Below are 18,836 nucleotides of genomic sequence, written 5' to 3'. Positions count from 1 at the left end.
GCCAGCCTCCGCTTCCTTCAGCACACCAATGATCTGCTCTTCTGTAAACCTCTTGCGCTTCATCTCGTCCGTCCTTCCGTAGGCTGGACTCTAATCGCAACTGGAGGAAATTACCCGGGGCAGGTCACGTCCACTGGCAGCATGTCAGCCTTTCGGGCATTGCGCCAGCAAGCGTCGCGATTGCATACGCGGAAGGTCAGCGCTTAAAAAGAGTTAGGCTGGCCAATGCGAGGTTGGCAGGAAAGATCAAAGTCAACTCGCCATGCCCCTGCGGTAGCGGCAAAAAATATAAGAAGTGCTGCCGCTCATGAATTTCCCGGGGGCAGTATCTGTATTTCTACTGCGCCTCAGCCGAGAAACAGCCCGGCACTCCCCCGGCGCTCCGCCGCCTACAGCTCGCCGTCGACCGGGGTGGCGCCCAGTTCGGCGATGCCGGCGAGGATGGCCTCGGCGGCGGCGTTCATCACATGGGCGTCGGTCGAGCGGATGACGAAGTTGGCGCCGGTCTGGCCGTCCTTCCAGAACGGGTAGCTGCCGACCTGGACGCCGGCGTGGGTCTTCTCGACGCTTTCCAGCAGCTGGGCGACGCGGCTTTCGGCGATGTGGGCGGCGACGGTGCGGGAGAGCACCGGCAGGCCGCCCTCCAGCTTGCCGTCGAGCGCCGCCAGCATGGCGCGCATCACCGAGGGGATGCCGGCCATGATGAACACGTTGCCGATACGCACGCCGGGGGCGGCCGACAGCTCGTTCTCCACCAGGTCGGCGCCGTCGGGCACGCGGGCCATGCGCAGCCGGGCCTCGTTGAGCTTGTCGCCATAATAGGCCCGCAGCAGCGCCTCGGCGCGCGGGTGGACGACGACCGGGACGCCGAACGCGGCGGCGATCGAGTCGATGGTGATGTCGTCGTGGGTCGGGCCGATGCCGCCGGTCGTGAACACATAGTCGTGGGCGGTGCGGCAGGCGTTGACCGCGCTGACGATCTCGGCCTCGACGTCGGGCACCACCCGCACATGGCGCAACCGGATGCCCTGGACATTCAGCCACTTGGCGAGATAGGCCAGGTTGGCGTCCTGGGTGCGGCCGGACAGGATCTCGTCGCCGATGATGACGAGAGCGGCGGTGTAGATGCGGGGCGGCTGGCCGGCGGGTGTGTTCATGCCCCGGATGTAGTGCAATTGATGCGCGTTGGGGAGGCGAAAAGCACATGCGGTTCAGCGAAGCGTTGATCCCGGCGACGCTGGTGCGCCGCTACAAGCGGTTCCTCGCCGACGTCATCCTGCCCGATGGCAGCCCGGCGGTGGCCCACTGCGCCAACCCCGGCGCCATGCTCGGGCTGGCGGTGCCGGGCAACCGGGTGTGGCTGTCGGCCAACCGCAACCCCAAGGCCAAGCTGGCCTGGCGCTGGGAGATCGAGGAGGCCGACGGCACCTGCGTCGGCATCAACACCGCCCACCCCAACCGCATCGTCGCCGAGGCCATCGCCGCTGGCGCGATTCCCGAACTGGCGGGCTACGCCAGCCTGCGCCGCGAGGTCGCCTATGGCCGCAACTCGCGCATCGACATGCTGCTGGAAGGCGCCGCCGGGCTGTGCTTCGTCGAGGTCAAGAACGTCCACCTCAAGCGCGGCGACCAGGCCGACTTCCCCGACTCGGTGACGGCGCGCGGCGCCAAGCATCTGGCGGAGCTGGCGGACCAGGTGGCGGCCGGGCACCGGGCGGTGATGCTCTATCTGGTGCAGCGCGGCGACTGCGCGCGCGTCGGCATCGCCGGCGACATCGATCCGGCCTACGCCGCGGCGCTGGCCCAGGCCCGCGCGAAGGGGGTGCAAGCACTGGCGTTCGCGTGTAGGGTGTCGCCCGAGGCGATCGACATCGACCGGCCGCTGCCCCTGGCGCTGTGACGCCCCGGAGCGGGGCCTCTGGAATGTCGGGGCCCGGCGGATTATGTATTGGCGTATGAGAGAGACCATGACCTACACGGCCGCGGCCGACACCGAGGATTTCGAATCCTACGGCACCATCAAGCTGCATGGCCCGGAAGGCTTTGCCGGCATGCGCGCGGCCGGCCGGCTGGCGGCGGAATGCCTCGATTTCCTCACCCCCCATATCCGCCCGGATGTGGCGACGGACGAGCTGGACCGGCTGGCCTACGAGTTCACGGTCGCGCGCGGCGGGGTGCCGGCGCCGCTCTATTACCGCGGTTTTCCCAAGTCGATCTGCACCTCGATCAACCATGTGGTCTGCCACGGTATTCCGGGGCCGAAGAAGCTCAAGGACGGTGACATCGTCAACATCGACGTCACCGTGATCCTGGATGGCTGGCACGGCGACACCAGCCGGATGTACCTCATTGGTGATGTGCCGCTGAAGGCGCGCAAGCTGGTGGACGCCACCTACGAGGCGCTGATGCGCGGCATCGCCCAGGCCAGGCCGGGCAATACGCTGGGCGACATCGGGCACGCCATCCAGAGCTATGCCGAGGGGCTGCGCTATTCGGTGGTGCGGGATTTCTGCGGCCACGGCCTCGGCCGGGTGTTCCACGACGCGCCCAACGTCGTCCACGTCGGCAAGCCGGGCAAGGGCGTGGTGCTGAAGCCGGGCATGTTCTTCACCATCGAGCCGATGATCAACCTCGGCAAGCCGGACGTGAAGGTGCTGGAGGACGGCTGGACCGCGGTCACCCGCGACCGCTCGCTGTCGGCCCAGTTCGAGCACGCCATCGGCATCACCGAGGACGGCTGCGAGATATTCACCGCATCCCCGGCCGGCCTGCACGCGCCGCCCTACAGCGGATGAGGCGCCATGGCGCGTGAGGACGGCCAGCCCGACCTCGCGGTCGGTGAGCTTGCGGCCGGTGATCGGCCCCCCGACCTTGCGGTCGGTGAGCTTGCGGTCGGGCATCGACAACGCCTCCGCCAGCGGTTGCTGGAGGCCGGCGCCGAGGCCTTCCACGACCATGAACTGCTGGAATATCTCCTCGGCCTGACCATCCCCCGGCGCGACACCAAGCCGCTGGCCAAGCGGCTGATCCACGAGTTCGGCAGCTTCGAGAACGTGATTTCCGCCGAGCCGGCGGCGCTCAGGGGCCATGGCGGCCTGTCGGAGTCCTCGGTGGCGGCGCTGAAATTCGTCCAGGCGGCGGCGCTGCGGCTGGTCAAGGCGCGGGTGGTCGGCCGGCCGGTGCTGTCGAGCTGGCAGGCGCTGCAGGACTATCTCCACGCCGACATGGCGCACAGCATCATCGAGCGCTTCCGGGTGCTGTTCCTCAACAACAAGAATGTCCTCATCCGCGAGGAAGTGCTGTCGGAAGGCACGGTCAACCACACCGCCGTCTACGTCCGCGAGATCATCAAGCGGGCGCTGGAACTGGGGGCGACGGCGCTGATCCTGGTGCACAACCACCCCTCCGGCGACCCGACGCCCTCGGCCGACGACATCGCCATGACCAGGGAGATCGTCGAGGCGGGGCGGCGGCTGGGCATCACCGTGCACGACCATCTGGTGATCGGCCGCACCGGCACCAGAAGCTTCAAGAGCCTGGGGCTGCTGTAGCCGGGCGTTCACGTCGTCGGGCGTTCCTGGCGTCAGGCGGCGTGGCGCATCCGGGCGCGGCGTTCGAGATCGAGCAGCCACTGCTTGCGCTCAACGCCGCCGGCATAGCCGCTGAGCCTGCCGTCGCGGGCGACGACGCGGTGACACGGCACGATGATCGACAGCGGGTTGCGGGCGTTGGCGCCGGCGACCGCGCGCGCCGCCGCCGGCATGTCGAGGCTGGCGGCCAGGGCGCCGTAGCTCAGGGTGTCGCCATAGGGAATGGTGGCGAGCCGTTGCCAGACCTGGCGCTGGAACGGTGTGCCCGCCGGGTCCAGCGGCAGCTGGAACCGCTCGATCTCGCCGGCCAGATAGGCGCGCAGCTGCTCGACGACGGGGCGGAAATGCCCGTCGTCCCGGCAGGCGGCGTGCAGGATGCGCGGCACCGGCGCCGGCTTGTGACCCTCGAAATAGACGCCGCTCAGGCCGCGCGTCGTGGCGCGCAGCTCGATCAGCCCGAGTGGCGTTTCGACATGGGTAAAACGCAGTTTGCTCATGCGTGCGGTTCCTTGTGCTGAGTCCGCAGCGCGCTGGGGCTGACGCCGAAGCTGGCGCGCATCGCCGATTGCAGGCGCCGCAGCGAACCGAAGCCGGCGGCATGGGCGACCTCGGTGATGCTGTCGGCGCTGGCCAGCAGCCGGCGCGCCCGTTGCAGCCGGAAGGCGCGGGCGACGGCGCTCGGCGTGCTGCCGAGATGACGCTGGAAGAGCCGGCGCAGCTGCCGCTCGCCAATGCCCAGTCGCTCGGCCAGCGTCTGCGCGTCGCCGTCGTCGAGCGCGCCGGCGTCGATCAGCCGCAACGCCCTGGTGACGGTGTTGGCGGTGCCACGCCACACCGCCGAGGTCGGCGCCGCTTCCGGCCGGCAGCGCTTGCAGGGGCGGAAGCCCAGCGCGATGGCGGTGGCGGCGTCGGCGACGAAGCGGCAGTTCTCCGGCTTGGGCGGGCGTGCCGGGCAGACCGGCCGGCAGAAGATGCCGGTGGTGGTGACGCAGGTGAACACCCGACCGTCGTATGCCGGGTCGCGCCGCCGCAGCGCGGCGTAGCAGACATCATGGTCGGGCAGGGCGGGGGCGTTGTCCATGGCCGCCATCATAGCACGCCGGCGCCGGCGCGCGCGTCAACAACGGACTCCGATGTCAGTCGTCGGTATCGGCGTCGGTATCGGTGGCATAATCGACGCCGGTGAAATAGAGCCCGTCGGGCGGCGCGTTCACCGGCAGGGCGGCGCGGTCGCGGGCCGCCAGCGCCCGTTCGAGATCGCGGGCGGACCATTTGCCGGTGCCGACGAATTTCAGCGCGCCGACCATCGAGCGCACCTGGTGGTGCAGGAAGGAGCGCGCCTGGGTCTCCACCACCACCTCGTCGCCGTGGCGCATCACCACCAGCCGGTCCAGCGTCTTGACCGGCGAGGCGGCCTGGCACTGGACCGAGCGGAAGGTGGTGAAGTCGTGGTGCCCCACCAGCAGCTGGGCGGCGGCGTGCATCGCCGCGTGGTCGAGCGGCGTCGGCACCCGCCAGGCCAGCCCGGCCTCCAGCGTCAGCGGCGCCCGGCGGTTGACGATGCGGTAGCGGTAGCGCCGCGCCGTCGCCGAGAAGCGGGCGTGGAAGTCGGGCGGGGCCACCTCGCAGGCCAGCACCGCGACAGGGTCGGGGCGCAGCTGGGCGTTCAGCGCTTCCATCAGCCGGAACGGCGTCATTGGCCTGGCGATGTCGACATGGGCGACCATCGCCAGCGCATGGACGCCGGCGTCGGTGCGGCCGGCCGACTGCACCAGAGCCTGCTCGCCGGTGATACGTTCGACCGCCGCCTCCAGCGCCCCCTGCACCGACGGTCCATGGTCCTGATACTGCCAGCCCATGAACGGGCGGCCGTCGAACTCGACGACCAGCTTGAAGCGCGTGGTCATCCCAGCCGCGTCCCCGCCGGCACCGGAAAGCCGTGCAGCAGGGCGGTGGTGTCCAGCGGCTGTTTGCCGGCCCGCTGCACCAGCGTCGGCCGCAGCGCGCCCGCGCCGCAGGCAATGGTGAAGGCGTCGTCGATGACGGTGCCCGGCGCGGCGGTCGATGACGCGGGCATGTGGATGACCTCGGCGGCGAGGATCTTCAGCCGTTCACCGGCCAGTTCGGTATAGGCGCCCGGCACCGGATTGAACGCCCGCACCGCCCGGTGCAGGTCCGCCGCCGGGCGATGCCAGTCCAGCCGGGCCTCCGCCTTGTCGAGCTTGGCGGCGTAGGTGACGCCCTCGGCCGGCTGCGGTTCGGCGACCAGCGACCGGTAACGCGCCAGCGCCTCGACGATCATCGTTGCTCCAAGCGCTGCCAACCGGTCGTGCAATTGCCCGGCCGTCTCGGCATCGCCGATGACGAGGGCCTGCTTCAGCAGCATGGCGCCGGTGTCGAGCCCGGCATCCATCTGCATGATGGTGATGCCGGTGGCGGCGTCGCCGGCGAGGATCGCCCGCTGGATCGGCGCCGCGCCGCGCCAGCGCGGCAGCAGCGAGGCGTGGATGTTGAGACAGCCATGGCATGGCGCCTCCAGAATGGCGCGCGGCAGGATCAGCCCGTAGGCGGCGACCACGGCGATGTCGAGGTCGAGCGCGGCGAACGCCGCCTGCTCCTCGGGCGATTTCAGGCTCACCGGCGTGCGTACCGCGATCCCCAGCGCCTCGGCGCGGCGATGCACCGGCGTCGGCGTCAGCGCCTTGCCGCGATGGGCGGCGCGTGGCGGCTGGCTGTACACGGCGGCGATGTCGTGGCCGGCGGCGTGCAGCGCGTCGAGCGCGGTCACCGCGAAATCCGGCGTTCCCATGAAGGCGATGCGCATCGGCCGGCCCGTCAGCTGACCTGCACGGCGCCCGGTGGCGTCAGCTTGAGCAGGGTGATCTGGTTGCGCCGCCGCTCCAGGATGTCGAAGCGGAAATCGAAGAAGGTGAAGCTCTGGCCCTTCACCGGGATGACACGCGCCTCGTTGATCACCAGGCCGGCGATGGTGGTGGCGTCCTCGTCCGGCAGCGACCAGTCGAAACGGCGGTTGAGATCGCGGATGGTCACCGAGCCCTCCACCGTCATCGTGCCGTCCTCATGCACCGTCACGCCGGCCGGCGTTGGCAGGTCGTGCTCGTCGGTAATGTCGCCGACGATCTCCTCCAGAATGTCCTCCAGCGTCACCAGCCCCTGCAGCGCGCCATATTCATCGACCACCATGGCGAAATGGCTGCGCTTGCTCATGAAGGCGTTGAGCTGTTCACGCAGCGTGGTGGTGTCCGGCACGAACCACGGCTTGGTCATGATCTCGTCGATGTTGAGGGTCTCCGGCTCGGCGCCCCGCTTCGACAGCGCGCGCATCACGTCCTTGGCGTGCAGCACGCCGACGATGTTGTCCTGGTCGTTGCGATAGAGCGGCAGGCGGGTGTGCGAGGAGCGGATGATGGCGCGCACGATCTGTTCCGGCGGCAATGCCGCGTCGATCATCTCCATCGCCTTGCGATGAACCATGACGTCGGCCACCAGCACCTCGTCGAGATCGAGGATCGAGCCCAGCATCGCCTTGTGCTCGCGGATGATGCCACCTTCCTCGGCGTGCAGGTCGATGGCGCCACGGATTTCCTCGCTGCCCGAGATGATGTCGCCCTTGTCGCGCAGGTCGATGCCGATCAGTCGCAGCGTCGCCTGGACGATGCTGAGCACCAGCCGGATCACCGGCGCGAACAGCCGGGACAGTACGCCCATCGCCGGTCCCAGCGTCAGCGCCACCCGGTCGGCGCGGGCGATGCCCAGCGTCTTGGGCAGGGCCTCGGCGAAGATCAGCAGCATGATGGTGATGCCGATCGTGGCGTAGATGACGGCGGCGTTGCCGAACAGGCCGGCGAGCACGAAGGTGGTGAGCGAGGCGGCAAGGTTGTTGACCAGCGTCGAGCCGAGCAGGATCGAGCCGACCACGCGCTCGCGCTCGTCCAGCAGGCCCTCGACCTTCTCCGCGCGCTTGTTGCCCTCACGCGCCAGCCGGTGGATGCGGGCCTTGGAGGCGGCGGTGATGCCGGTCTCGGCGGTGGCCAGCACGGCGGAGATCAGGATCAGTGCCAGCACCACCAGCAGTGAACCGACCAGAGCCCATGACATGATCAATTCTCCTAATGCTTGTGCAGGCGCTGCCCGGCATCCGCCGCGTGGCGGTCCAGCAGTGCCTCGACCTGACCGAGATCGACGTCCTTGGTGACGAAGGCCTTGCCGATGCCATGCGTCAGGATGAAGGCGAGCCGGCCGGCGTCCATCTTCTTGTCCTGGCGCATGTGGGCGACCAGGGTGGCGCCGCTGGCGGTGAGGCCGATGTCGGCGGGGCTGGTGGGCAGGCCGACCGCGCGCAGGTGATCGCGCACCCGCGCCAGATCGGCGGCCGGGCAAAGGCCCATGGCGACCGACAGCTCGAAGGCCAGCACCATGCCGATCGCCACGCCCTCGCCATGCAGCAGGCGGTGGGAATAGCCCAGCTCCGCCTCCAGCGCGTGGCCGAAGGTGTGGCCGAGGTTGAGCAGGGCGCGCAGACCCCTGGTCTCGAATTCGTCCTGCTCGACCACCGTCGCCTTGGCCTGGCAGGACACCGCGATGGCATGAGTCCGCCCGGCGGCGTCGCCCTTGAGCAGCGCCTCGCCATGGGCTTCCAGCCAGGCGAAGAAGTCGGCATCGTTGATCAGGCCGTACTTCACCACCTCGGCATAGCCGGCCAGCAGTTCCCGCCGGTGCAGGGTGTCGAGCAGGTCGGTGTCGATCACCACCAGTTTCGGCTGGTGGAAGGCGCCGACCAGGTTCTTGCCGTGCCGGCTGTTGATGCCGGTCTTGCCGCCGACCGAGGAGTCCACCTGCGACAGCAGGGTGGTCGGCACCTGGATGAAGGCGCAGCCGCGGCGCAGGATGGCGGTGGCGAAGCCCACCAGATCGCCGATCACGCCGCCGCCCAGTGCGATGACGGCGTCCTTGCGCTCGATGCCCAGCTCCAGCAGGCGTTCCACCACCTGTTCCAGCACCGCGAAGCTCTTGGTGCCTTCGCCCGACGGCAGCACGATCGGCTCGGCGGTGATGCCGGCTTCCGCCAGGGTACGGATCACCCGGTCGAGATAGAGGTCGGCGATGGTCTTGTCGGTGACAATCACCGTTTTACCCCGTGGCAGCCATGGCGCGGCCAGGGTGCCGATCCGGTTCAACAGCCCGGCGCCGATCAGGATCGGGTAGCTGTTCGGGCCGAGATCGACCTCGATACGGGATTCGGAGCCGGCTTCGGGGCGGGGTGCTGGCGCATGCGTCATGGATGCAGGTATCCGCGTTGCTTCAGGATCATGAGAATCGTCTCGACCGCCACGTCGTGCGGGCCGCGGCCGGTGCGGACATGGATGGGCGCCTCGGCGTAGAAGGGGGTCCGCTGCGCGGCAAGACTGGTCAGCACCTCCCGGGGGTCGGCGTTGCGCAGCAGCGGTCGATGGTCCCGCCGGCCGGTGCGCTCCACCAGTACGTCGATATCGGCATCGAGCCAGATGGCGATGCCCTGTTCGAGAATCAAGGCACGCGTGTCCGCCTGCACGAAGGCGCCGCCGCCGGTGGCAATGACCTTGGGCGTGCCATCCATCAGTCGCTTGATGACCCGCCGTTCGCCATCGCGGAATGTCGGCTCACCATAACGCTCGAAGATTTCAGCGATCTTCAGGCCGGCGGCGCGCTCGATCTCGTCGTCGGCGTCGAGGAACGGCAGGCCCAGCCGCTGCGCCAGCCGGCGGCCGACGGTCGATTTGCCAACGCCCATCAGGCCGACCAGCACGATCGGCTTGTCCACATGGCCATCGACGCGCGGGATCGACGGTGGGGGCGGGGCGGGTGGTGTCATCATCGTTGGCGGTGGACTCAGGTTTCGCTTTGGGCCATGACTGCCCCTCGCTATACACACGCCCCGCGCGGCCGTCCAAGCCCGGGCGTCCTGCAAGTGTCAGATGTGCGTTCGGTGAGACCATGATGCGACTGTTTGTGCTTCTGCTTGGCCTGCTTGTGCTCGTCATCCTCGGTGCCGGCGGCTACTTCGCCTTCGCCGACATGCCGGCGCCCCAGCACAAGGTCGAGAAGGTCATCCCCCATGACAAGTTCAAGGCCTAGCCGTCGCGCGGCTTGCCTTGTCGCCGCTACCTTGCTGCTGGCGAGCCCCGCCGGCGTTGCCCAGGAGAGCGAATCCGGTCAGGCGCCGGTAGCGCCGCCGAAATCGCTGCTGCCGGCCGGCAAGTTCGCGCCGGCACCGGCCGAGCCTGCTCCCGAGGTCGCGCCCGCGACGCCTGATGCGGGCGCCGCGCCGGGCGGGCCTGAAACGCTGCTGCCGGGGGAGACGCTGCCGGGCGGCACGCCGCCAGGCGAGGCGTCCTCGCGATCACCGGCGTTGCGTCTGCAAGTGCCGGCGGCTGATCCGACCGCCGGGGTTGGCTGGCTGACGCTCCAGACGGGCGGCTATGCGCCGACCTTGTGGTCCGGCTCGTCGGGGCCGTTCGTCAACACGGTACTGCGCCGGATGCCGGCGCCGACGGCGTCCCGCTGGGCCCATATCAGCCTGCGCAAGGCGCTGTTGACCCAGGCGCCCACGCCGGCGGGCGTTGTGCCGGGCAATTTCATTGCCGAGCGCGCCCACCTGCTGCTGCGCATGGGGGAGGTCGAAGGCGCCAAGGCGCTGGTCGACCGGGCGCCACTGACCGGCTACACCAAGAGGCTGTTTGAGGTGGCACCGCAGGCCCACCTGGCGGCCGGCGACGTGGCGAGCCTGTGTCCGCTGACCCAGACCGGTATTTCCATCTCCGGCGACCCGTTGTGGCCGCTGATGTCGGCTGTATGCGCGGCGCTGCAGGGCGATGACGCCGGTGCCGCGCTGATTCTCGACCGTGAGCGGGAAAATCGCAGCGCCCAGCCTTTCGAGATTCGCCTGGCCGACCGCGTGGCGGCCGCTATCTCCGGCAGCAACCGGGCGGTCAGCGTCAACTGGCCGGAGGCGGCCCGGCTGACCACCTTCCGGCTGGGCATGGCCAGCGTCAGCGGCGTCGATGTGCCGCGTCAGCGGCTGGAGAACGCCAACCCGGCGGTGAAGGGCTGGGTGGTGCGCAATCCCAACCTGCCGCTCGCCACCCGCCTGCATGCGGCCCGGACCGCGGTCGTCACGGGCGCGCTGTCGTCGCGGGAGATGGTCAACCTGCTGTCGTTGCAGGCGGTGAGCCTGGACCCGACGGCGCTGGCCGCCCTGCCGGTGGGCGAATTGCGGCAGGCCTATGCCGCGCCGACCCATGAGGCCCGCATCACCGCCCTGCGCAACCTGTGGGCGGAGGGCAAGACCCGCGAGGATCGTCTCGCCTATCAGCTGGCATCGGCCCACGCGGCGGCCCAGGTGCCGGTCAAGGCCGCGTATCTCGATGCGGCACCGGCGCTGGCGCGCGCGATGCTGCTGGCAGGGGACGTCGATGGCGCGCTTGCCTGGTACAAGCTGGCCCGCGCCGAGGCCAAGGGCGGCAATGCCCGCGCCGGCCGGCCGCTGATGGCGTTGTGGCCGCTCGTGGCGACGGCGGAAGCGCACGGCCGGGTGCCGCGTTCGGGCGCGCTGTTCGCGCTGTGGGCCAAGAACTGGCTCGACGGCGACAGCGATGTGGTCGACCGCCAGCAGCAGCTGGCCGGCGCGGCTTTTGCGGGTCTCGGCCTGCTCGATCACACCGACCTGCCATCGGCCGCTGTCCCCGAGGCGATCGACAATGCCTTCACCAGACAGCTCCAGGCCGTCATCGCCCAGCGTCGCAAGGGCGAGGCGATTGTGCTCGCCTCGCTGGGGCTTGGTCGTGATGCCGCGACCGTGAAGCCCGCCTACGTCCGGCAGGCGCTGCAGGCGCTGTGCGCCGTCGGCCTGCGTCGCGAGGCGGGCCTGATCGCGGCGGAGCTGCTGATCCGTAACGGCGTCTAGGGGCCATGGGTGGTCCGGCCAGCAGTCTGCCCGACGATGCTGCCGCGATCAGCCTGTTTCTTGACATGCTGGCGTCGGAAAAAGGCGCCGCACGCAACACCGTCGCCGCCTACGGTCGTGACCTGCGCCTGATCAGCCAGGCCTTGCACGGGCGGCTGACAGCGGCGACGGCGGACGATCTCAAGGCCTGGCTCGCGGCGCAGGCGGGGCTCAGCAGCGCCTCGATCGCCCGCAAGCGTTCCTGTCTGCGCCAGTTCTTCCTGTTCGCCTACGCCGAGGGCTGGCGGGCCGACAATCCGACCCTTGATCTGCTGTCGCCGGTCGCCCACCGACGGCTGCCCAAGTCACTTTCCGATGGCGATGTCGACCGGTTGTTCGCGACGCTGGCCGACCGCCAGGCCCGCCAGCCGACCGCCCAGACGCAGCGGCTGACCGCGCTCATCGAGCTGCTCTACGGCTCGGGGCTGCGGGCGAGCGAACTGGTGTCGCTGCCGCGCAACGCCATTCAGGAAGGTCGGCCTTATCTGATCCTGAAGGGCAAGGGGGGCAGGGAGCGCCTGGTACCGCTTGGCGGACGGGCCGTGGCCGCCGTGCTGGCGCATCGGGTCCATGTTCCCGCCGACAGCCGCTACCTTTTCCCCTCCGGTGGCAGGACCGGACACCTCAGCCGCATCCGCCTGTATCAGCTGGTCAAGGCGCTGGGGCTTGAGGCCGGCATTCCGCCCGAACGGCTGTCGCCGCACGTGCTGCGTCATGCCTTCGCCACCCACCTGCTGGAAAACGGTGCTGATCTGCGCGCCTTGCAGCAGATGCTGGGCCACGCGGATATCGCGACCACGCAGATCTACACCCATGTCGCGGAGAAGCGCCTGGTGGAGCTGGTGCAGGAGAAGCATCCGCTGGCCGACGGCACGCGGCGCCGCCGCCCCCCCGCCGACCCGGCGGATTGAAGCGCCTGGCCTTTGCTCAGGCCAGATCGTTGGGCAGGTTGTTGATGGCTTCTTCCAGCTCGACAAAGGTCGGGGCATGGATGCTGGGGGTGTTGCGGCGGCCGATCTCGACCGCCACCTGCGGCGCCAGGCCCTGCAGATGGGCGATGAGCACGGTCTTCACCAGACCCATGAATTTGCCCTCGTCCTCCAGCACCTGCGCCAGACGGGCGGCAATGGGGCCGACGACGCAATAGGACAGAAGCACGCCAAGGAAGGTACCGGTCAGCGCGCCGCCGATCATCGCGCCCAGCACCTCGGTGGGCTGGTCGATGGAGCCCATGGTCTTGATGACGCCGAGCACCGCGGCGACGATGCCGATGGCCGGCAGACCGTCGGCCATATTCTGCAACGCGTGCTGGGCGGCGTGCTCTTCCTGGTGGTGGTTTTCGAGATCCTTCTCCATGGCGTCATCCACCTGGTGCGGATCCTCGAAGTTCATGGTCATCATCCGCAGATAGTCGCAGATGAAGTCCACCACGTGATGATCCGCGGCGACATTGGGGAAGTTCTGGAAGATCTTCGATTCTTCCGGGCGCTCGATATGGCCTTCGATGGCCACCACGCCCTTGGTGCGCATGGTCTTGATGAGGACGAACAGCATGCACAGCAGGTCGCGGTAGTCGTCCTTCTTCCACTTCTCGCCCTTGAAGGCGCGGCCGATGCCCTTGCCGGCGCGCTTGAGCACCGGCACCGAATTGGCGATGACGAAGGCGCCGATCGCGGCGCCACCGATCGACATCATTTCGTGGGGCAGCGCGTGGGCGATGATGTCGAACTTGCCGCCGAACAGCACGAAGGTGCCGAACACGCAACCCATGACGATGGCAAGGCCGATAATGATGAACATGGCGCCGTTGAAACCCTGTGGTTAACGGCAACCGTTATCGATCAACTTGCTTAAAGCAGGCTTAATGGCCAGCGGGAGCGTCGCGGGTCACGCCAGCGAGGCTGCCCCCACACCGCCTTCCCTGAACCCTGTTGCCCGGCCGGCGCGGCTCAGTCCTGGTCCTCGGTACCCTTTTCGATCAGCTTCTTGATCGTCTTGCCCAGCGCCACCGGGTTGAGCGCGCCGGTCGCCTTGTCCGGCATCGAGCCTACCGGAGCGGTTTCATGGGCGCTCATGGTGGCGTTGGCGCGCGCTGTGGGCGAATCCTGCTCGGGGTCGACCGGCCGCCGGGCGGCGTCCTCCGGCACCCGGTAGCGGTGATTGGGATCCCGCTCGGCACAGACGATGATCTCGTCGTTGATGGTCAGGCTGCCGCTGGGTGATTTGCAGGCCAGCCGCACCTCGTCCGGCGTCACTGCCTGGCGAATGCGCCGCTGGTATTGCTCAACCTGGCCAGTGCTGCTGACCGGTGTCGCCGCCGGGGCCGCCTCGGAGGAGGAGGGCGCCGCAGGTGCTGCGGGTGCGGTTCCACCGCTCTCCTGGGCCCGGGCGCCGGAAGCCGCGCCGGTCGCGAGGATTGCGGCAAGCAGGGCGGGGAGGGCGCGGGTCGCGCGGAGATTACGCATGGGAACCACCTTTCTTTGCTTCACCCTAGCATGGCGGCTTGGCCGCGAGAACCATGCTGGCGTGCGATTGGGCTTATTTGTCGCTGATGTCGGCTTGTCGGCGCGGCCGGGGCGTCAGCCGCGCATCACATCCTGGCCACGCACGACATTGATGAGTGTTTGCACCGTCAGCACCTGCGGCAGGATGACCGGCGCGTCGCGTCGGCGATCGGGCGCGAAATAGAGGTAAAGCGGCACCCCGTCGCGCCCGTAGCGCTTCAAGGTGGCGGCGATCTCCGCGTCGCGCCGGGTCCAGTCGCCCTCCAGCGTCACCACGCCGGCCTCGCGGAAGGTGGCCGCCACATCGTCGCGGAACAGCGCCACCTTCTCGTTGACCTTGCAAGTCACGCACCAGTCGGCGGTGAAGTAGACGAAGGTGGGTGTGCCGGCGGCCAGCAGGGCCTCAAGCCGCGCATCGGAATAGGCGGTGGCGCCCAGCGGGTTGTCGCTGGCGGTCGCCAGTCCGGCGCCGGGCGTCGCCGGATCGCCGCCGACGCGGGTCAGGGTCGCGCTACCGGCGAGTCCGACCACGACGAGGGTGGTGATCCAGCGCCAGCGCGTCGGCCGGTGGGCAGTCTGGGCGCGGCCGACCGACCACAGCAGCAGCGCGGTCAGCAGGGCGAGCGCCAGCGCCAGGGCCATGCCGTCGACGCCGACCTGCTGACCCATCACCCAGAACAGCCACAGCGCGGTGGACAGCATCGGGAAGGCCAGCAGCCGGCGGAACCCGTCCATCCACGCGCCGGGGCGCGGCAGGCGGCGACGCAACGCCGGCACGAAGCCGATGGCCAGGAACGGCAGCGCCATGCCGAGGCCGAGGCCGAGGTAGACCAGCATCGACAGGCTGGCCGGCAGGGTCAGCGTTGCCCCCAGCGAGGCGGCCATGAACGGCGCGGTGCACGGCGTTGCCACCAGGACGGCGAGCGCGCCGGTCCAGAAGGCGCCCTGGGTGCCACCCTGGCTGACCAGCCGCTGACCGCTGCCGGCGATGGCGAGGTTGATCTCGAACAGACCCGCGAGGTTGAGCCCGATTGCCGTCATCAGCAGTGCCAGCAGCGCGACCAGGCGCGGGTCCTGCAAGTGGAAGGCCCAGCCCACCGCGTCGCCGCCGGCCCGTAGCGCCAGCAGCAGGCCGCCGAGCGCCGCCATGGTCGCCAGCACGCCGGCAGTGTAGGCGACCGCCTCGACGCGGGCATGGGCATCGGATTCGCCGGCGCGGGCGAGGCCGAGCGCCTTCAGGCTGAGAATCGGGAACACACAGGGCATCAGGTTGAGCAGCAGGCCGCCCAGCAGGGCGCCGCCCAGCGCGGTCAGCAGCAGCGGCACGTCACTGCCGCCCGATGGCGGGCCGCCCTGGGTGTTCGCCGACAGCGGCCGGGCGCCGGCCGGCACGGCCGAGGCGGCCTTGTCGTCACGCGTCGCGGTCAGCAGATAGGCGTTGGCCTTGGGCGCGCCGGCGAGCTTGATGGTGAGCACACCCGACACCCGGTCCAGCGTCGTCTTGTAACCGGCCTTGGTGGTCAGCCACAGCCGGTCGCCGTCGACAACCACGTCCTGGCTCTCGGCATAGGTGATGGCGCCATCATCGAGCGGAAAGAAATAGACCTGCTCGATGCCCTTGGCGGCAACGCCCAACGGTACGGTGAGCCGGAACTGATCGCCACTGACGGTGAAGCGAGCCGGCCAGTCGACCGGCAGCGGCATGGCTGCCCGCGCGGCGGCGAACAGGGTGGCCTGGGCGGGGTCGGTGGCGCCATCGCCGGCCGTCAGCGTCAGCGTCAGTTCGGCATCCTCGGGCACGCACTGCTGGTCGTCGCACACCAGCCAGCTTGCCTTGGTACGGAGCGGAATGGCGGCGCCCGGCGCCAGGGTGGCCGGCGGCGTCAGCGTCACCAGCAGTGTGGCGTCCGCCTTGTAGCCATAGTTGACGAGGTCGCCGAAGGGGACGCGCACCGGTGTCGGGTAGGCGATGTCGCTGGCGCTGAAGCCGGCCGGCAGAGTCCAGTCGAGGCTGGTCTCCAGGCCGCTGTCGCCGGGGTTTTTCCAGTAGGTGTGCCAGCCGGCGGCCGGAGTCAGCCGGAGCGCCAGTGTCACGGGTCGGCCGGCGGCGATGGTCTGGCTCTCGGCGACCAGTTCGACGGTGGTGTGGTCGCGCTGGACCGGATTGGCCTGCGCGGGCGACGCGGCCACCAGCAAGGCGGCGAGCAACAGAAGGATGCGTTTCATGCCGCCCTACATAAGCCGGCCAACGGCGCGGACAAAGCCCGCGCGATGACTTATTGGGGGGCTGCGGTGGGCCGATAGTCGCCCTCCAGCTCGGCCGCGAGGTAGGTGTAGATCGCGTAGGCGGCCGATGTCTGGCTGATACGGGCAGGCTCGATGCGGTTGAGCACGTCGTCGGGCGTGTGGTGGGTGTCGAAATAGTCGGTGCCGTCCAGCTCCAGGTTGACCACCGGCACGCCAAGCGCCTGCATCGGCCCGATATCGGGACCGCCATGGGCGCGGTTGGTACCGGGGATGATCCCGAGCGGTCGCAGGCTGGCGCGGATGCGTTCAAGCGCCGGGTGGGCGGGGTCGGCGACGTTGGTCGAGAAGCGATAGACCGGCCCCTGGCCGAAGTCGGCCTCGGTTGCCAGGACGTGCTTGTCCAGCGCCGCCTTGTGGGCCGCGACATAGGCGCGGGCACCCAGCAGGCCCGGTTCCTCGGCGCCGAACAGGACGATGCGCACCGTCCGCCGGGGCGGGGTCGGCAGATCGCGAATCATCTTTGCCGCCGCCATGACGATCGCGACGCCGGCGCCATCGTCGATGGCACCAGTGCCGAGATCCCACGAATCGAGGTGCGCGCCGATGAGGATGATCTCGTCCGGCTTCTCCCGGCCCCTGATCTCGGCGATGACATTCTGGCTGCTGACCGGGCCAAGGGACTGCGGGGACAGCGTCAGACGCAGCCGCACCGGCTCGCCCTTGGCGACCAGCCGTTCCAGCTGTTCGGCGTCCGGCGGCGACAGGGCGGCGGCCGGCAGCGGTGTCACATCCTCGGGGAACACAGTGGAGCCGGTGTGCGGGAAACGGTGTTCGTGGGTGCCCAGCGAGCGCAGCAGGTAGGCCACCGCCCCGCGCCGGGAGGCTTCCGCCGGTCCGTTGCGGCGCAAGGCACCGGCGGCACCGTAGCCGCCGCCGTCCTGAAGGCGCACCGTCTGCTCGGTGACGACGACGATCCTGCCGCGCACGGTGTCCGCCGGCGCGTCGATGAACGCCTTGTAGGTGGGGAACAGCACGATCGGCGCCTCGATGCCCTCCGGCGGCGTGGCTGGCGTATTGCCTAGCGCGGTGATCACCAGGGGCTGCGGGCTGGGTGCGGTGATCTCGGCGCGCTCGATGCCGCGCTGCCAGCCCTTGATGGTGAAGGGCTCTGTCCACACCGTGTCGATGCCCAGCGCCTTGAAACGGGCCATCGCCCAGTCGGCGGCGCGCTTCTCGGCGTCGGTACCGGCCAGGCGCGGGCCGATCTCGGTGGTGAGGTCGCGCACCAGGCCATAGGCGAGACCGTTCTCGGAGGTGTCCGCCAGTCTGGCGGCCAGGCCGATGGCGATGCTCTCGGGTGTTGCCGCCGTGGCGGCCTTGACGACCCTGGCCTTGGGCGCGGCGACGGCCAGCGGCGCGGTGGCCTGAGCAAGGGAAACCAGGGCAAGCAGCAACAGCGGGTGACGCATCATGACCTCCGACAGGGAAGTGGACAGGTTAGGCGGGGAGGGATGGACAGGGCAAGTCACGTCTTGACGGTCGGGTTGAGGCCGCCGGCTGACCCGTGAGTCCGCCGGCACCATTGCGATGAACTGATCGACGACCGGCGAGGGGGCGGCGGTTCGGTGGCCGTATCACGTCCTGTTCCCACTCCGCCCGTATGGCAGCCCGACGACCCCGCATGACAGACGCTCTCATCCACATCGGCTATCACAAGACCGCCACCACCTGGTTTCAGCAGGTCTATTATCCGATGGCGCGCAACGCGACCTATGTGCCACGCGCCACGGTGCGACAGGCATTCCTGCGGGATGGCGCGTTCACCTTCGATCCCGCTCGGGCGCGCGCGCTCATCGACAGCCAGACCGGTGGCGCGGCGCGACTGGTGCTGTGCGAGGAGGGCCTGAGCGGCTATCCGCATAATGGCGCCATGATGGGCTGTCTGTCGAAAGAGGTCGCGGGGCGGCTGAAGGCGACGCTGCCAGGGGCGCGGATCGTCATTTTCATTCGCGTCCAGGCTGACGCGATCGCTGCGACGTATCAGCAATATCTGCGCGGCGGCGGCACATACCGGCCGCACCGTTACCTGTTTCCCGACGATTATCTCCATGGCGCGATTGCCCAGCCCCACAAGGTGCCGCGCTTCAGCTTCGACCATTTCGCCTATGATCGCCTCGTCGCCTGCTACCAGGCGCTGTTCGGCGCCGACCGGGTGCATGTGTTTCTCTACGAGGCGTTCCGGCGCAACCCGGTCGATTTCCTGGCCGACTATGGGCGTCAGCTCGACCTGGACGTGCCGGTGGAGGCCATCTCGCTGAAGCCGCGCAACCGCTCCTACAGTCAGGGTGTCCTCGGCCTGGCACGACGGTCGCGTCCGTCAAGGTGGTGTAATTTCGGCTGTGGCCGTGGGCCATCGTCAGGCGGCTTTGGCGGTGATGTGTAGGGGCTGATTTTCCTCCTCGATCATGGGTTGGTTGAGTTCGGCCATGCCTT

Annotated in this window: 20 protein-coding genes; 8 read left to right on the top strand and 12 right to left on the bottom strand. The window is 69.1% G+C overall.

What is annotated here, in order from left to right:
* Nucleotides 1–233 precede the first annotated feature (233 nt).
* A complete protein-coding gene (locus tag ABU113_RS16265; protein ID WP_454560531.1) occupies nucleotides 234–311 on the top strand; it encodes an SEC-C metal-binding domain-containing protein in 78 nt (25 codons plus the stop codon).
* A 78-nt stretch (nucleotides 312–389) separates the two neighbouring features.
* Here the strand turns inward: ABU113_RS16265 and ABU113_RS16260 are convergent, their stop codons facing one another.
* Nucleotides 390–1,157: a competence/damage-inducible protein A gene (locus tag ABU113_RS16260; protein WP_454560530.1), complete on the bottom strand. Its 768-nt coding sequence runs from the start codon at nucleotides 1,155–1,157 to the stop codon at nucleotides 390–392.
* Between the two features lie 47 nt (nucleotides 1,158–1,204).
* On the opposite strand from ABU113_RS16260, the gene sfsA reads away from it, so the two are divergent.
* The 3 genes from sfsA to radC all read left to right on the top strand — a co-directional run bounded on the left by sfsA (nucleotide 1,205) and on the right by radC (nucleotide 3,551).
* Nucleotides 1,205–1,900 carry a DNA/RNA nuclease SfsA gene (gene sfsA / locus ABU113_RS16255; RefSeq protein ID WP_454560529.1) on the top strand — a complete coding sequence of 232 codons (696 nt, stop codon included), beginning with the start codon at nucleotides 1,205–1,207 and terminating at the stop codon, nucleotides 1,898–1,900.
* A gap of 67 nt (nucleotides 1,901–1,967) precedes the next feature.
* On the top strand, nucleotides 1,968–2,795 hold the full coding sequence (gene map / locus ABU113_RS16250) for a type I methionyl aminopeptidase (RefSeq protein ID WP_454560528.1): 828 nt from the start codon (nucleotides 1,968–1,970) through the stop codon (nucleotides 2,793–2,795).
* Nucleotides 2,796–2,801: 6 nt separating this feature from the next.
* Complete coding sequence (radC, locus tag ABU113_RS16245) at nucleotides 2,802–3,551, top strand: RadC family protein (RefSeq protein WP_454560527.1); 750 nt, start codon at nucleotides 2,802–2,804, stop codon at nucleotides 3,549–3,551.
* Between the two features lie 32 nt (nucleotides 3,552–3,583).
* Here radC and ABU113_RS16240 read toward each other — a convergent pair whose 3' ends face one another.
* Genes ABU113_RS16240 through ABU113_RS16210 form a run of 7 tightly spaced genes read right to left on the bottom strand, consistent with a single transcriptional unit; the run spans nucleotide 3,584 to nucleotide 9,465 of the window.
* On the bottom strand, nucleotides 3,584–4,087 hold the full coding sequence (locus ABU113_RS16240) for a methylated-DNA--[protein]-cysteine S-methyltransferase (protein ID WP_454560526.1): 504 nt from the start codon (nucleotides 4,085–4,087) through the stop codon (nucleotides 3,584–3,586).
* Nucleotides 4,084–4,671, bottom strand: a complete 588-nt coding sequence (locus ABU113_RS16235) for a bifunctional transcriptional activator/DNA repair enzyme AdaA (protein WP_454560525.1) — start codon at nucleotides 4,669–4,671, stop codon at nucleotides 4,084–4,086. Before ABU113_RS16235 ends, ABU113_RS16240 begins: the two co-directional genes overlap by 4 nt.
* A 55-nt stretch (nucleotides 4,672–4,726) precedes the next feature.
* The gene (truA, locus tag ABU113_RS16230) at nucleotides 4,727–5,497 is read right to left on the bottom strand and encodes a tRNA pseudouridine(38-40) synthase TruA (RefSeq protein WP_454560524.1); all 771 of its coding nucleotides are present in this window, start codon (nucleotides 5,495–5,497) and stop codon (nucleotides 4,727–4,729) included.
* Nucleotides 5,494–6,414 (bottom strand): methionyl-tRNA formyltransferase, encoded by a 921-nt coding sequence (fmt, locus tag ABU113_RS16225; protein WP_454560523.1) that lies wholly within the window; start codon nucleotides 6,412–6,414, stop codon nucleotides 5,494–5,496. Before fmt ends, truA begins: the two co-directional genes overlap by 4 nt.
* Before the next feature lie 11 nt (nucleotides 6,415–6,425).
* Nucleotides 6,426–7,709 (bottom strand): HlyC/CorC family transporter, encoded by a 1,284-nt coding sequence (locus ABU113_RS16220; RefSeq protein ID WP_454560522.1) that lies wholly within the window; start codon nucleotides 7,707–7,709, stop codon nucleotides 6,426–6,428.
* A gap of 11 nt (nucleotides 7,710–7,720) precedes the next feature.
* The gene (gene aroB / locus ABU113_RS16215; RefSeq protein ID WP_454560521.1) at nucleotides 7,721–8,890 is read right to left on the bottom strand and encodes a 3-dehydroquinate synthase; all 1,170 of its coding nucleotides are present in this window, start codon (nucleotides 8,888–8,890) and stop codon (nucleotides 7,721–7,723) included.
* Complete coding sequence (locus tag ABU113_RS16210; RefSeq protein ID WP_454560520.1) at nucleotides 8,887–9,465, bottom strand: shikimate kinase; 579 nt, start codon at nucleotides 9,463–9,465, stop codon at nucleotides 8,887–8,889. Before ABU113_RS16210 ends, aroB begins: the two co-directional genes overlap by 4 nt.
* Before the next feature lie 119 nt (nucleotides 9,466–9,584).
* On the opposite strand from ABU113_RS16210, the gene ABU113_RS16205 reads away from it, so the two are divergent.
* Genes ABU113_RS16205 through ABU113_RS16195 form a run of 3 tightly spaced genes read left to right on the top strand, consistent with a single transcriptional unit; the run spans nucleotide 9,585 to nucleotide 12,503 of the window.
* Nucleotides 9,585–9,725: a hypothetical protein gene (locus ABU113_RS16205; protein WP_454560519.1), complete on the top strand. Its 141-nt coding sequence runs from the start codon at nucleotides 9,585–9,587 to the stop codon at nucleotides 9,723–9,725.
* A 31-nt stretch (nucleotides 9,726–9,756) separates the two neighbouring features.
* Entirely contained in the window at nucleotides 9,757–11,553 is a 1,797-nt protein-coding gene (locus ABU113_RS16200; RefSeq protein ID WP_454560518.1) for a hypothetical protein, read from the top strand.
* A gap of 5 nt (nucleotides 11,554–11,558) precedes the next feature.
* Nucleotides 11,559–12,503, top strand: a complete 945-nt coding sequence (locus ABU113_RS16195) for a tyrosine recombinase (RefSeq protein WP_454560517.1) — start codon at nucleotides 11,559–11,561, stop codon at nucleotides 12,501–12,503.
* A gap of 16 nt (nucleotides 12,504–12,519) precedes the next feature.
* Here ABU113_RS16195 and motA read toward each other — a convergent pair whose 3' ends face one another.
* From motA to ABU113_RS16175, 4 genes are all read right to left on the bottom strand, one after another.
* A complete protein-coding gene (motA, locus tag ABU113_RS16190; RefSeq protein ID WP_454560516.1) occupies nucleotides 12,520–13,392 on the bottom strand; it encodes a flagellar motor stator protein MotA in 873 nt (290 codons plus the stop codon).
* A gap of 149 nt (nucleotides 13,393–13,541) precedes the next feature.
* Nucleotides 13,542–14,057, bottom strand: a complete 516-nt coding sequence (locus ABU113_RS16185) for a hypothetical protein (protein WP_454560515.1) — start codon at nucleotides 14,055–14,057, stop codon at nucleotides 13,542–13,544.
* A 114-nt stretch (nucleotides 14,058–14,171) separates the two neighbouring features.
* Nucleotides 14,172–16,322, bottom strand: a complete 2,151-nt coding sequence (locus ABU113_RS16180; protein WP_454560514.1) for a protein-disulfide reductase DsbD family protein — start codon at nucleotides 16,320–16,322, stop codon at nucleotides 14,172–14,174.
* Between the two features lie 50 nt (nucleotides 16,323–16,372).
* Nucleotides 16,373–17,815 carry a M20/M25/M40 family metallo-hydrolase gene (locus tag ABU113_RS16175; protein WP_454560513.1) on the bottom strand — a complete coding sequence of 481 codons (1,443 nt, stop codon included), beginning with the start codon at nucleotides 17,813–17,815 and terminating at the stop codon, nucleotides 16,373–16,375.
* 209 nt (nucleotides 17,816–18,024) lie between these two features.
* Here ABU113_RS16175 and ABU113_RS16170 point away from each other — a divergent pair, with 209 nt between their 5' ends.
* Nucleotides 18,025–18,786, top strand: a complete 762-nt coding sequence (locus ABU113_RS16170) for a hypothetical protein (protein WP_454560512.1) — start codon at nucleotides 18,025–18,027, stop codon at nucleotides 18,784–18,786.
* Nucleotides 18,787–18,836: the final 50 nt, after the last annotated feature.

It is taken from the genome of Parapedomonas caeni (genome assembly GCF_041060555.1).
GTDB lineage: Bacteria > Pseudomonadota > Alphaproteobacteria > Sphingomonadales > Sphingomonadaceae > CAUJIW01.
This window is presented reverse-complemented; position numbering and strand designations above follow the sequence as displayed.